13 protein-coding genes and 1 pseudogene are annotated in these 12,877 nt (G+C 65.2%); 8 read left to right on the top strand and 6 right to left on the bottom strand.

Annotation, left to right across the window (positions count from 1 at the left end):
• Positions 1 to 141 precede the first annotated feature (141 nt).
• Together BLQ58_RS24655 and BLQ58_RS24650 are read left to right on the top strand one after the other, a co-directional pair.
• Positions 142 to 1,266 (top strand): PAS domain-containing sensor histidine kinase, encoded by a 1,125-nt coding sequence (locus tag BLQ58_RS24655; protein ID WP_092602801.1) that lies wholly within the window; start codon positions 142 to 144, stop codon positions 1,264 to 1,266.
• 4 nt (positions 1,267 to 1,270) lie between these two features.
• Positions 1,271 to 1,915: a response regulator gene (locus BLQ58_RS24650; protein WP_092602799.1), complete on the top strand. Its 645-nt coding sequence runs from the start codon at positions 1,271 to 1,273 to the stop codon at positions 1,913 to 1,915.
• A gap of 6 nt (positions 1,916 to 1,921) precedes the next feature.
• On the opposite strand, the gene BLQ58_RS24645 is transcribed toward BLQ58_RS24650, so the two are convergent.
• Entirely contained in the window at positions 1,922 to 2,407 is a 486-nt protein-coding gene (locus BLQ58_RS24645) for a universal stress protein (RefSeq protein WP_092602797.1), read from the bottom strand.
• Positions 2,408 to 2,592: 185 nt separating this feature from the next.
• On the opposite strand from BLQ58_RS24645, the gene BLQ58_RS24640 reads away from it, so the two are divergent.
• Positions 2,593 to 3,420, top strand: a complete 828-nt coding sequence (locus tag BLQ58_RS24640) for an adenine nucleotide alpha hydrolase family protein (RefSeq protein ID WP_092602795.1) — start codon at positions 2,593 to 2,595, stop codon at positions 3,418 to 3,420.
• A gap of 78 nt (positions 3,421 to 3,498) precedes the next feature.
• Here the strand turns inward: BLQ58_RS24640 and BLQ58_RS24635 are convergent, their stop codons facing one another.
• From BLQ58_RS24635 to BLQ58_RS24630, 3 genes are read right to left on the bottom strand one after another with little or no spacing between them, the layout of a single operon-like run.
• A complete protein-coding gene (locus tag BLQ58_RS24635; RefSeq protein ID WP_092602793.1) occupies positions 3,499 to 4,338 on the bottom strand; it encodes a universal stress protein in 840 nt (279 codons plus the stop codon).
• Positions 4,339 to 4,370: 32 nt separating this feature from the next.
• Entirely contained in the window at positions 4,371 to 4,628 is a 258-nt protein-coding gene (locus BLQ58_RS29570) for a universal stress protein (protein ID WP_254776127.1), read from the bottom strand.
• 14 nt (positions 4,629 to 4,642) lie between these two features.
• Positions 4,643 to 5,194 carry a hypothetical protein gene (locus BLQ58_RS24630; protein WP_254776125.1) on the bottom strand — a complete coding sequence of 184 codons (552 nt, stop codon included), beginning with the start codon at positions 5,192 to 5,194 and terminating at the stop codon, positions 4,643 to 4,645.
• A gap of 156 nt (positions 5,195 to 5,350) precedes the next feature.
• On the opposite strand from BLQ58_RS24630, the gene BLQ58_RS24625 reads away from it, so the two are divergent.
• Positions 5,351 to 6,340, top strand: a complete 990-nt coding sequence (locus BLQ58_RS24625) for a zinc-dependent alcohol dehydrogenase family protein (RefSeq protein ID WP_092602791.1) — start codon at positions 5,351 to 5,353, stop codon at positions 6,338 to 6,340.
• Between the two features lie 42 nt (positions 6,341 to 6,382).
• On the opposite strand, the gene BLQ58_RS24620 is transcribed toward BLQ58_RS24625, so the two are convergent.
• Positions 6,383 to 7,039 (bottom strand): BON domain-containing protein, encoded by a 657-nt coding sequence (locus BLQ58_RS24620; protein ID WP_092602789.1) that lies wholly within the window; start codon positions 7,037 to 7,039, stop codon positions 6,383 to 6,385.
• Between the two features lie 279 nt (positions 7,040 to 7,318).
• On the opposite strand from BLQ58_RS24620, the gene BLQ58_RS24615 reads away from it, so the two are divergent.
• Both BLQ58_RS24615 and BLQ58_RS24610 read left to right on the top strand, forming a co-directional pair.
• Positions 7,319 to 8,086 (top strand): helix-turn-helix domain-containing protein, encoded by a 768-nt coding sequence (locus BLQ58_RS24615; protein WP_092602787.1) that lies wholly within the window; start codon positions 7,319 to 7,321, stop codon positions 8,084 to 8,086.
• A 241-nt stretch (positions 8,087 to 8,327) separates the two neighbouring features.
• Positions 8,328 to 8,711, top strand: a complete 384-nt coding sequence (locus BLQ58_RS24610; RefSeq protein ID WP_139186161.1) for a hypothetical protein — start codon at positions 8,328 to 8,330, stop codon at positions 8,709 to 8,711.
• 51 nt (positions 8,712 to 8,762) lie between these two features.
• On the opposite strand, the gene BLQ58_RS24605 is transcribed toward BLQ58_RS24610, so the two are convergent.
• Entirely contained in the window at positions 8,763 to 10,121 is a 1,359-nt protein-coding gene (locus BLQ58_RS24605) for an MBL fold metallo-hydrolase RNA specificity domain-containing protein (RefSeq protein ID WP_092602870.1), read from the bottom strand.
• Between the two features lie 253 nt (positions 10,122 to 10,374).
• Between BLQ58_RS24605 and BLQ58_RS24600 the strand changes: the two genes are divergently transcribed.
• Both BLQ58_RS24600 and BLQ58_RS28930 read left to right on the top strand, forming a co-directional pair.
• Complete coding sequence (locus BLQ58_RS24600; protein ID WP_092602783.1) at positions 10,375 to 11,871, top strand: thymidine phosphorylase family protein; 1,497 nt, start codon at positions 10,375 to 10,377, stop codon at positions 11,869 to 11,871.
• 713 nt (positions 11,872 to 12,584) lie between these two features.
• Positions 12,585 to 12,877 (top strand): annotated as a pseudogene (locus BLQ58_RS28930) (hypothetical protein); the annotation flags it as partial.

Genomic DNA, 12,877 nt, shown 5'->3' with positions numbered 1-12,877 from the left:
AGCGGATGGGCGCCCGTATCCCGAGCGCCAGTCGCGCGGGCGTTACGCATCTTCTATATTCTGATCAGCAGACTGCTGCCGTCTTAGGAAAAAAGAAGAATTACGCCTTTGGCATTAAGCGTCCCTTAAGAGTGGCCCGACATGACCCAAGACACGCCCTTTCGCAGCGATGCGACGCACTTGCCCGCCCAGATCTCGGGCAACGAGGCGTGTTTGGCAGCCATCGTGCGGACTTCCATGGAAGCGATCATCTCGATCAACGAACAGCAGCAGATCGTGCTGTTCAACCCAATGGCCGAGGCGCTGTTTGGGATTGCCGCGCTGGATGCCATCGGCAAAACCCTCGACCTCCTGCTGCCTGAGCGTTTTCGCTCGGCGCACACCCAGCACGTGCGCCGGTTCGGCGTGACGGGGGTGTCGGATCGGCAGATGGGCCTGCAGCGTACGCTCTATGCGCTGCGCCGCGACGGTAGCGAATTTCCCATCGAGGCTTCCATCTCCCAGACGAACGACGGCCAGGGGCGCAAGTTGTTCACCGTCATGCTGCGCGACATCACCGAGCGTGTACGGGCGGAAACCGCGCTGCGGCGCTCGCGCGAGGAACTGCAGGCGCTTTCCGAAAGCATCCTGGCAAGCCGCGAAGAAGAAAAGCGCCGCGTCGCCCGCGAACTGCATGACGACATCGGGCAACGCCTGAGCGCGCTGAAGATGGACCTTGCCATGCTAGAGGGCGACCTGCGCGAAGCCGGCACGGCGTCGCATTGCCTGAGCCGCGCGGCAGCCATGCATGGCGCCATCGATGCCGCCATCGCCGCGGTCCGGCAGATCTCCGCGGACCTGCGCCCGGCCCTGCTCGACGAACTGGGGCTGCCGGCGGCGCTGGACTGGCTGGCCAAGGATTTCAGCCGCCGCTACGGCCTGACGATCGACCTGCGCGCCCCCGATCACCTTGACGTAAGCGAACAGGAGGCGACGGCGGTTTTCCGCATCGTGCAGGAGGCACTGAACAACGTCGTGCACCATGCCCAGGCCAATCGCGTGTGGATCGCCCTGGACCAGCACGGCGACGAACACGTGCTGCGCGTGCGCGACAACGGAAATGGCTGGGACGGCGCGCTACGCGACCGCACGCGCCGTTCTTTCGGACTGCTCGGCATTCGCGAGCGAACCCGGCTGCTGGGCGGAACGCTCGCGCTGACGCACGCGCCGGGGCAAGGATTCGCGCTATGCCTGCGCTTTCCCATACGCGCCACTGTGGCGGAGTGAGACGATGATACGAGTGGTCATTGCCGACGATCATGCCGTGGTGCGCAACGGCTTGCGCCATATTTTGGAGCGCGAGGACGACGTGGAAGTGGTCGGCGAAGCGGCCAAGGGCTCCGAAGTGCCGCAGGTGTTGCGCGAGACCACGCCCGATGTGATCCTGCTGGACCTGTCGATGCCCGGGCGCAGCGGCCTGGAACTGGTGCGGCATGTCCGCAACGAGTATCCGGCCAGCCGGGTGCTGGTGCTGACCATGCATGCCGAGGAGCAGTACGTGGTACGGGCATTCCGGGCTGGCGCGGCCGGATATCTGACCAAAGACAGCGCCGCCAATGACCTCATCGCGGCCCTGCGCAAGGTGGCCTCGGGCGGCACCTATGTCAGCCTCGAGATGGCGGAAAAGCTGGCGCTTGGCGTGCAGGAGCAAACCGATGCGCCGCATGCCAGCCTATCCGACCGCGAGTTGGAGGTGTACCGGCGCATCGTCAACGGCGAATCGCTGACCGAAATCGCCGATGCCCTATGCGTCAGCTCGAAGACCATCAGCACCTACAAAATGCGGCTGCTGGAAAAGCTCCAGCTTCGCAGCGACGCCGCCCTGGTGCGCTACGCCATCGAGGCGAACCTGTTTCCCGGCGAATCGCCGCTCTAATATCTTTCATCCCACCTGCCCGCGACGGCCGGCCGCCACACTGCTGGCTTCCGCGCGAATCAGCAGCACGGGCTTGCTGGTCTGCGCCACCACGCCTTCAGACACGCTGCCCATGATGACCCGCCGCATGCCGCGACGCCCATGCGTGCCCATGACGATCAAGTCGGCCGGCCAGGTGTCCGCGCGCTCGACGATGGTCTCCGAAATGTTGCCGCGGCCAAGCGGACGCTCCACGAGCTCCTTGATGCAGGTGACCCCGGCTTGAGAGCACCGCTCGGCGGCGAGGTCCAGTGCCCGTTCGCCGCCCTGTACAAGCTGGCTCAGCACCATAGCGGTGTCCGCCATGCCCGCCGTATCGAAAAATTCGCTGTCGTCCACCACATACAGCAGCTTGATATCGGCATGAAACGCCCGAGCCATGCCGATGGCCTGCGTCATCGCCAGGTCGGCGGAATCGCCGCCATCCACCGCCACCAGAATTCTCTCGTACATGATTGGGCTCCGCCTGCGTCAGGGTGCTTCGAGACTAGGCTGCTCCAGCCCATCGCACTTGATCTGCCGCAATGCCTTTGATTGATCGAGTCAGTCCGCTATTGATTGATTTTTCGCAACGGCTTCTTCACTTCATGGCATAGATTTGACGCGTGCCCAATGTCGTGGCACTGGCAAGGGGGCAGATGGACATCTCAGCTATCGTGGTCCACGTCGATGCGTCAAGGTACGCCACGGCCCGGCTTTCCCACGCGGTCGCCCTGGCTTGTGCGTTGCCGGCAACGCTTGTGGGCCTGCTGCCGCAACGCGGCCTGGCTCCCGACGCGGCGCTCTTCGCCGATTGCGAGTCCAGCCGCCTGGCCTTCGAGGCCGCGACGGCAGGTGCCCCCATCGCCGTGGACTGGCGCGTGGGAGAAGGCACGCCACTTGAAGCCATGCAATGCGAAGGCCGCCTGGCTGACCTGATCATCGTCAGCCAGCCGTGCGCTGGCGACGGCCATTGCCCGGTTGACACGCGACAGTTTGTGGAAGGCACCATCCTGGAGGCCGGACCACCGGTCCTTGTCATTCCGCTGACGCACGACGCCGCGCCCACGCAGGCGTGGCCCTATGCGCGCGTAATGGTGGCGTGGAGCGGCACGCGCGAATCGGCGCGTGCGTTGCGCGACGCGCTGCCGATCCTGCGCCGCGCGCAGCATGTCGCGCTGGCTTGCTGCATTCCCTTCTCCCGACACCGCCACACCGATATGGCACCGGCCAGCTACGCGCTGACGTGGCTGGCGCGCCGGGGCATCCGCGCCTGCCTGTTCGGACTTACGGGCGACGCGCATCCGTCACTGGGCAAGGCTTTGCTGGCCACCGCCCGGACGGCGCGCACCGACTTGCTGGTTTGCGGCGCGCAGGCGCGCGACGAAACGGTCGGAAAGCTGGCCGGAAAGCTGGCCGGCAAGCTGGGAGACATTCCCGGCACCGTGCTCGAGGAATCTCCGATCCCGGCGCTGTTCGCACGCTAGCGATGCGCATGCCGACGCCGCCCGCGCCTATCGGAACCCCGGGGCGCGGGCGGCTTCACCAACTTGGCGTGATGCGTCTCAGTGCGCCAGCAGCACGGGAATCGTCATCGAACTCAGGATGGTCTTGGTGACGCCGCCCAGCACCAGTTCGCGGAAGCGTCCGTGCCCGTACGCGCCCATGACCAGCAGGTCGGCTTGCACATCGGCGGCGCGCGACAATATCAGGTCGCCGATGGCGGCGTCGTTCGCGCCGGGTTCGAACTCCGTGCGGACATCGGCGCCCACGTCGCGCAGCACACGGCACGCGATATCCAACGGTGCCGCATCGGCGCGCGGGGCGTGGTGGACCGGATTGGCATGCAGCAGGTGCACGGTGCTACCTAACAGCAGCGGCAGTGCATCGTGCAGGGCGCGCGCGCATTCCTTGCCGCCATCCCACGCCACCAGCGCGCGGCGCCCCACGGTCAGCGCCGGCCCGGCATAGGGCACCACCAGCACGGGCCGACCGGATTCCAATATGAGCGATTCGAGAAACTGCGGCGCCACCACGCTCTCGGGTTCGCTGGCATCGATTTGCCCGGCCACCAGCAGCCCGGCCTCCTTTACCTCCCTGAGCGTCCGGCGTACCGGGTCGCCATCCACGCTGCGCCATTCCGCCGACGCCGATTCGCTCCATACCGCCGACTCGAATCGTTGTTGCAGCGTTTTATGCTGGCGTTCGCGTCGGGCGCGATCCTGCTCCAGGACGGCCGCCGCGTGATCCACGCGATAAAACGACTGTGGATCGGTGGCGAACGTGGCACATACGCCTACCAGGCGGCAACGCTGGGCGGTGGCGATTCGCACGGCCAGCTTCGCGCGAATCAGCGCGCGCGGGCTGGCGTCCACATGCACGAAGATGCTTGGATAGGCGAGCATGGCTTGATCTCCTGGCATGGCGGCGCGGCCGCCTAGTGCGAAATGAGCAATGGCACCGGCGTGTTGCGCAGCAACGTGCGGGTCGTGCCGCCGGTCATCAGCTCGCCAATTCTTGAATGCCCGTAGCCGCCGGCCACCAGCAGGTCGGCTGATACCTGCAGCGCCTTCTGCAGCAGGCAACCCGCCACCGATGACGGCTCTTCCACCACCAGCGACGCTTGGACACCATGCGTGCCAAGCCAGCGCACCAGCTCGCCGTCGCCATGCTGCCAAAGCCCCTTGCCGCCCATCACCACCAGCAGGATTACTCGATTCGCGCGCTGGAGCAGCGGCAGCGCATCGCAAACCGCGCGAGCCGCCTCGCGCCTGCCGTTCCACGCCACCAGCGCGGTATCGATCTTCGACAGCCGCGCCTGGGGCGGCACCACCAGCATCGGCCGGCCCGCGTTGACAGTGCATATTCGGCCGCCGACGCCATCAGCACGGGCAGTTCACTGGGCGCCCCCGGCAGACCGGGCAGGATGATGTCGCTGGCCATGCCGTGCGTGGCCAGCGCCCAACCAGCATCCTGTTCCGCCAGCACGTGCGAATAGTCGGTCGGCGTACCGTGACGCGCACAGGCATCGGACAGCGCCTGCGTACCCGCTTGCTCCACGCCGCGCAACATATCGGCGTGCATGGCCTGATAGCGCATCGTCTCCGCGCCCACGCTGCGATACGGATCGAGCATCGGTCCGGTCGCACTGAGTCCGATCACGCGCCCATTGGAGTCCGCCGCCAGCGCAAATGCCGCATCCAGCCGCGCCTGCCTTGCCCCGTCGTCGGTCAGATCGACCAGCACTGTCTTGTAAGCCATCGCCATGTCCTCTCGCGTTGTTGAAGCGACTACAGTCAAAGGTAATCAGTGCAGGAGTGCGACACTTGCGCCAGATCAAGTCAGTGCGCGTGGCGCGTGCAACCATCGACTCAACTGCCCGCGCGTTACGCGGGCGAGTCCGACAAGGAATGCCAGATGGACGCCAGCATGCAGGCCATGATCTTCGACGGTCACACGCTTGGCACGCAGCGCGTGCCCGTGCCCACGCCGGGCGCCGGCCAGGTGCGCATCCGCGTACATGCCTGCGGGGTATGCCGCACGGACCTGCATGTGATTGACGGGGACCTTCCACATCCGAAGCCGGCGCTGATCCCGGGGCACGAGATCGTGGGTTGCGTCGAGAAGCTGGGCGAAGGCGTGGCCGGCGTGGCCCTCGGTGACCGGGTGGGCGTGCCGTGGCTAGGCCATACCTGCGGCGTCTGCCGCTTCTGCATCAGCGGGCGCGAAAACCTGTGCGACGCGCCGCTGTTCCACGGCTATACCTGCGATGGCGGCTACGCGGAATACGTGCTGGCCGACGCGCGTTACTGCTTCCCGATTCCCGACGCCTACGATGACGCGCACGCCGCGCCGTTGCTGTGCGCCGGCCTGATTGGTTATCGCACGCTACGCATGGCGGGCGACGCGCAGCGGCTTGGCATCTACGGCTTTGGCGCGGCCGCGCACATTGTCACGCAGATCGCCGTGGCGCAGGGCCGCACGGTCTATGCGATGACAAGGCCCGGCGACACGGCGGCGCAGGCACTGGCCACGCAAGTGGGCGCGGCGTGGGCGGGCAGCAGCCTGGAGGCGCCGCCAACTGTGCTGGATGCGGCACTGATCTTCGCGTCGGACGGCGCACTGGTGCCGGCCGCGCTGGGTGCCACGGACAAGGGTGGCGTCGTCGTATGTGGCGGCATCCACATGAGCGATATTCCGTCGTTCCCGTATCGGCAGCTTTGGGAAGAGCGGCACATCGTGTCCGTTGCCAATCTCACGCGCGAGGATGGCGTGGGGCTCATGCAGGTGGCCGCCAGCCTGCCGATCCAGCTACACACCACGGTCTATCCGCTGCGCGATGCCGGCAAGGCACTCGACGACATGCGCGCGGGACGGCTTGCCGGTGCCGCCGTCCTGTGCATCTGAGCGCTGAACGCGCGATGGCGCACGCCTTGCGCCACCGCAACGCTACTGCGGCAGCACCTGGATATCGTCCACCACCTTCATCACGCCCGGCGCGATCCACGCGGCGTTGAACGCCGCCTGCCGTTCGGCCAGCGACGTCACATGGCCCGACAGTGTGACCACGCCATCCTTGACGATGACCTTCACATGCCGCGCATCGCGCGCCGCCTGGCGCCGCATGGCATCCTCGATGCGCTGCTGCACGTCGGGCGCGCTGGTCCGGGGGCGCAGCACGATCTGGTTCACGATGCCGCGCACGCCGTTGAGGCGGCGCACCGTATCGGCCGCGGCACGCCGCTGGTAGTCCCAGTCCACTTCACCCGAGAGCGTCACCATGCCGCGCTCCACTACCACGCCGAGCTGGCCGGCGGGCACCACCGAATTCCACGTCAGTGCGTTTTCCACGGCCCAGGCGATATCGGCGTCGGTCCGCACGGCGTCACCCGGCAGCACCACTTCCAGTTCCACTGCAATTGCGCGCACGCCCGCCACGCGCCGCGCGGCCCGCTCGGCGCAACGCTTGGCATGGAATGACCGTAGACTCCCGGTGAGCGTGACGATGCCGTCCCTCACCTGCACGCCGACCTCTCGCTCGTCGACTTCCGGGTCCCAGGCAAGCTCGTCAAGCACGTCCTGCTTCAGTTGATTATCGCCTTTCATCTCCCCCCCTTATGCCTGTCCGCGTATTGCCTCTCAATGACTCTAGGCGTAATACGATGCGCGGCTTTGCGTTGGCGCAAGGCCGCGCCGGGCGAACGCGGATTCGGCGGGCAAGCGCGTGTCAGGTTTTCCTGACACGCGCTCAGCACAGTCTGACCCACCTCTCAGCCACGGCTGATTTCGGCCGGACCAGCCGTGGCCAATACTCCAGGCAAATCGGGAGACACCGAATACCGACGCCGACATACAGCCAGCGCTTCGACCAGCAAAGGGGATGACATGCTGCACCAGGTAATACAGTTGCGCACGGCCGTGCCAATGCCCTACCCAGAAGCCTACGCGCCACCAGCGCAGGTCATGGCCCTGACACCCAGATGCGCCCATTGCAGCCTGCGGCCGCTCTGCCTGGCGGCGGGACTCGATGACGACGACCTGCCCAGGCTCGAATCGGTCATCGGACAGTGGCGCATGGTGCATCGCGGCGACTACCTGTTCCGTGTGGGCGACAGATTCCAGTGCCTCTATACGCTGCGCACGGGATCGTTCAAGACGGTGGCGGGCCATGAGGAAGGTGTCGAGCACGTTACGGCCTACCTGTTACCGGGCGATATGCTGGGGCTGAGTGCCATCTCAGGCGAGCACTACGATTGCGATGCCGTTGCACTGGAAGACAGCACCGTGTGCGTGATCCCGTTTCCGCCGCTTGAACTGCTTTGCCGCGACATGCGCGGCGTGCAGCGCCAGTTGCACAAGCTGCTGAGCCAGGAGATCGTGCGCGAATCCCGCCAGACCACGCTGCTGTCGGGCATGCCTTCGGAGCGTCGGGTCGCTGCCTTCCTACTCAACGTTTCGCGGCGCCTGAGCGCAAGGGGCTACGCGGCGCATGCGTTCACGCTACGGATGACGCGCGAGGAAATCGGCAGCTACCTCGGCATCAAGCTTGAAACGGTCAGCCGCACGTTCTCGCGCTTCCAACGCGAGGGACTGATCCGCGTGGACGGCAAGCAAATTGAAATCTTCGATCTGGACGCGCTGGCACAGGTCTGAGCGTTGCGTGGTGCGGACAACCCACGCGGGCACGCCGCGCAGTGCGTGGCGACGCGTGCCTACCCGGCCCCGCCCGGCGCAATCGAACTGCACAAACAAGCTCATTCCCGAAATGCCCCCCGATCTTCTTGACTAGGATCAGATGTTTTTTATGGTCGCTTTCTATATTGAACCAGGGCTTACACGCAGGCATCGACACCATCGATATCGGTGTGTCCGGTGGCAAGAATAGGAGACGAACATGAGAGTGCTGACCCTGTCGAGGGTTGCGCCGCAATGGATGCTTCGGCGCTGGCCCGGCATGCTCCACACGGATGCGCCGGCAGCGGACGCGCCGCCCGAGCCGGATTGCGCCGCTCCGACGGATGCCGACGACCTGTTCAGGCGCGCCTGCAACTGCGACCTGCGGGCCTACACGCAACGCACCGACAAGGGCTACAGCCAGGGCTTCGTGCTCGTGCGCGACTACGCGCCGCCCGGTCCGGTGCAGCGCATACTGCCCGCCGGCGTGTCGCAGCCGCGCAGCGCCGTGGCGCTTGGCCTCGCGCGGGCCAAGCTCGAAGAACTGAGCGCGCTCGTGGCGCAGCACCAGCTTCGGATGGGCCAGGACGAGCATTCCATATAAGTTCAAATCCGCGATTTCCCTTTCGCAACCTTATCGCGTCATGTTTTCGCCCTACTCCAGCGAATACTTCTGGCGGTACTCGGGCATCGTCACCTGCCACTTCAGCTCGTGTTCGATGCGCTGGCGTAACGCGTCGCTGGCCGCCGGCTCGCCATGCACGACGAACGTCTGACGCGGCGGGCGCTCGAACCCCTTCAGCCAGGCCATCAATTCATCGGTATCGGCGTGGGCCGACAGGTTCTCGATCTGCGCCACTTCGGCGCGGATGTCGATGTCCTTGCCATGCAGCCGGATTTGCCTGGCGCCACTGTACAGGCGGGCGCCGCGCGTGCCGGGCGCCTGGAATCCAGACAGCAGGATGGTGTTGCGCGGGTCCGGGCCGAACGCTTCCAGGTGGTGCACCACACGGCCACCGGTGGCCATCCCGCTTCCTGCGAGGATGATCTTCGGACTGCGGTCCGCGTTCAGGCGGACAGATGCCTCGGTGCTGGTTACGGGGCGCGCCATATCGCAAGCGCCTGCGCAGCTGGCCTCGTCGATGCGCAACTCGGACACATGACGGGCAAAGATCGTCGTTGCCGCGATTGCCATAGGGCTGTTCAGGTAGATGGGTACGTCGGGCAGCCGACGCAGTTGCCTGAGTCGGTACAGGCAATAGAGCAATGACTGCGCGCGGCCCACGGCGAAGGTCGGGATCACGAGCGTGCCGCCCCTGTCGATCGTACGGCTGACGATATCGCCCAGTGCGTCGATGGGATCGACGTCGGGATGGCGCCGGTCGCCGTATGTGGATTCCACGAACAGCCAGTCGGCATGCTTCAGGAAGGCGGGCGCGCGCATCACCGGATCGTTCAGGCGCCCAAGATCGCCGGAGAACACCAGGCGCTGCCCATCCACGTGCAAGGTGACACTGGCCGCGCCGATGATGTGACCGGCGTGACTGAACTCGGCATCGATGCCCGCGCCCACCGGCACGCGCGTGTCAAATCGCACCGCCTCCAGGCGATACACCGCGCGCTCGGCATCGGCGCGCGTATAGAGCGGCATCGCCGGATCGTGACGCGAGAACCCTTTTCGGTTTGCATACGTCGCGTCCTCCTCGGCCAGCGCCGCGCAGTCGGGCAGCAGCACGCCGCACAATTGCGCGGTCCCCAGCGTGCAGTACACGCGTCCCCGGAATCCGTTGCGGATCAGCAGAGGCAGGTATCCACTGTGATCGATGTGCGCGTGGGTCAGCACTACCGCATGCAAGCTGGCGGGATCGACCGGGAGAACATCCCAGTTGCGCAGACGCAGGGCTTTGTATCCCTGAAACAGGCCGCAATCCACCATCACGCGGACGCGTCCCGTGTCCACGACGTACTTGGAACCGGTCACCGTGTCGGTGGCGCCCAGACATTGCACTTTCATCGATATCCCCTTGTCCATGCCGCGCCATCGCGAACCGGATGCCTTGCGATGCGCACTGCGGGCAACTGTATTTTTCAGGATGGATCGCATGCCGGGCGGCAGCTTGATTTTCATCAAGCTCCGGGCGCTTCTCGCGCAAAATGCCTGGGCGATGCACCCGCTGCGGCGATGGCTGTCATCCATGCCCTACAGACAGCTCAGCGCATCCTGATTTCATTGACGGCGCGCGGCGTCCATAGTGGGATGACCGTTGATGCTGCCCTTCTCCCCCGCCATGCTGGTATTCAAGCCGCTCGGTATCGACACGTGGCAGGAGCACGTGATCTACCTTCATCCCGACTGTCCGGTGTGCGGAGCCGAAGGATTTTCGGCGCAGGCACGCGTGCAAGTGCGAATTGGTGCGCGCACGCTAATCGCCACGCTGAACCTGGTGGGCGCCCCGCTGCTGCATACCCACCAGGCCAGTCTCTCGGCGAGCGCTGCGGCGGAGCTGGGCGCGCGTGAGGGCGACGCCATCGAGATTACGCACGCGCCGGCCCTTGAGTCGCTGCGCGCGGTCCGCGCGAAGATTCATGGCCTGGCCATCGACGACGCACAACTGGCCGGCATCGTCGAGGACATTGCAGGCGAGCGCTACACGGAAATGCAGATCGCGGCCTTCCTGGCGGCCTGCGCGGGCGGCAGGATGAACGAGCAGGAGGTCATCGGCCTGACCCGCGCGATGATCGGCACGGGGAAGCAATTGCACTGGGGCTGCAAGGTGGTGGCTGACAAGCATTGCGTGGGCGGCCTGCCCGGCAATCGCACCACGCCGATCATCGTGGCAATCGCGGCCGCCGCCGGGCTGACGATTCCCAAGACCTCGTCACGCGCGATCACGTCGCCAGCGGGCACGGCGGACACAATGGAAACGCTGACGCGCGTGACAATGGACGTGCACGAACTGCGGCGCGTAGTGGAACGCACGGGCGGCGCGCTGGCGTGGGGCGGCGCTCTGAACCTGAGCCCGGCCGACGACGTGATGATTCGCGTGGAGCGCGCACTCGATATCGACAGCGACGCCCAGTTGATTGCGTCGATCCTGTCGAAGAAGGTGGCTGCCGGGGCCACGCACGTGCTGATCGATGTCCCGGTAGGCCCCACGGCCAAGGTGCGTTCCGAAGCCGACCTGCTGCGCCTGGGATCCTTCATGCAATGCGTGGCGGCGGCGTTCGGGCTGCAAGTGATGGTGGTGCATACCGACGGCGCCCAGCCCATTGGTCGTGGCATTGGTCCGGCGCTGGAGGCCCACGACGTGTTGGCCGTGTTGCGACGCGAAGCCCACGCGCCCACCGACCTGCGGTGCCGCGCGCTGCTGCTGTCTGGCTTGCTGCTGGAGTTCTGCGGGGCGGCCACGGTGGGCGAAGGCCAGGCCAAAGCCGAGCAGATCCTTGACACCGGCGCGGCTTGGACCAGGTTCCAGTCCATTTGCGAGGCGCAGGGCGGGCTGACGGTGCCAGGCGAGGCGCTGTTCCGGCGCGAAGTACTGGCGCCAAACAGCGGCACCGTCACCACCATCGACAACCGGCGCCTGGCGCGCACCGCCAAGCTGGCGGGCGCGCCGCGCCACCAGGTGGCCGGCATCGCAATGCGCGTTCGGCTGGGCCACACCGTGTCGGAGGGCGATCCGCTGTTCACCATCCATGCGCAGGCGTCGGGCGAACTCGATTATGCACTCGCCAATCCCGCCTTCGGCGTGAATCCAACCTGACTACGCGCCACGCGGCTTACAGGTAGAGCTAGGAGCGCCAACAACTTTGGGAACGGCCAATCCTGTGGCCGTTGGCGTCTTACCACAGGAGCAATTGAGCTGCCGAATGCAGACATCACGCGAAGATCGCCATGTTACGACTATGGCACTCTAGGTATGCAAATTTTGACACCTTCCATCTTTAGTACCGACCGGCGCTCGCAGCCTCCTACGCGCTGGCATTTGTATTTTCGACGACCGGTTCATTGGCAGGCCGATGGCTACACATCTTTCCGGAGTTCGTCAGGACACGTTGGCGGTAGAGGTCGCGCGATAGCATATCGCCAGCCCAGATGCAGGGTTGTAATCGATTGTGAGCGACGGAAGCAAGGCCTTCAGGTCTGCGAGTCATCCGAGATAATCTTAGACAACTGGGATTAATCAAGGTGATGCGGAACACTACGGCAACAGGCTCTCCGTTGTCGATCAGGAGGTTCGAGTCCGAGTCCATCGGGAAGGACGTCTAATACGGTGTGAAGCCGAAATACGCTTGCCCTACTTTTGATCACGAAGATAGGAAGCCATGTGTGACTGCGAGGTTCGAGGCTTCTGTGCGCCAACAAATCCGTTCAAGTGCTGTAGAACGAACGGGCGCCGGCAACACAGGGGGCATTTCTGAGCATTGGCGGAAGGCCGCAGCGGCAGTACCGCAGTGGTTGCATTACAATAGCGCTATGTCACGTGCAATCCCGATTGTCTCGCTCCGGGGCGTGGTGTTGGTGCTTTTTGTACTGACGCAACTGCTGACCCCGCTGCTGCACGGCCATTTCGGAACTCCGATACAAACTGGCCTGCACGTGCACGCTGGCCTACCTGGCGAAACTGATTCGCATTTCTGGGTCGCAGCACTGTCGATGGACACTACCGTGCCGGAAGGGCTTCAGAAGGCCGATCATGTCGATTCGCCGCTGGCAAGCGGTGATTCGTTCGAAGTGGACGTCGAATCTGGGCTCGGCCCGCTGGTGTT

It is taken from the genome of Ralstonia sp. 25mfcol4.1 (assembly GCF_900104095.1).
In the GTDB taxonomy this organism is placed as follows: Bacteria; Pseudomonadota; Gammaproteobacteria; order Burkholderiales; family Burkholderiaceae; genus Cupriavidus.
This window is presented reverse-complemented; position numbering and strand designations above follow the sequence as displayed.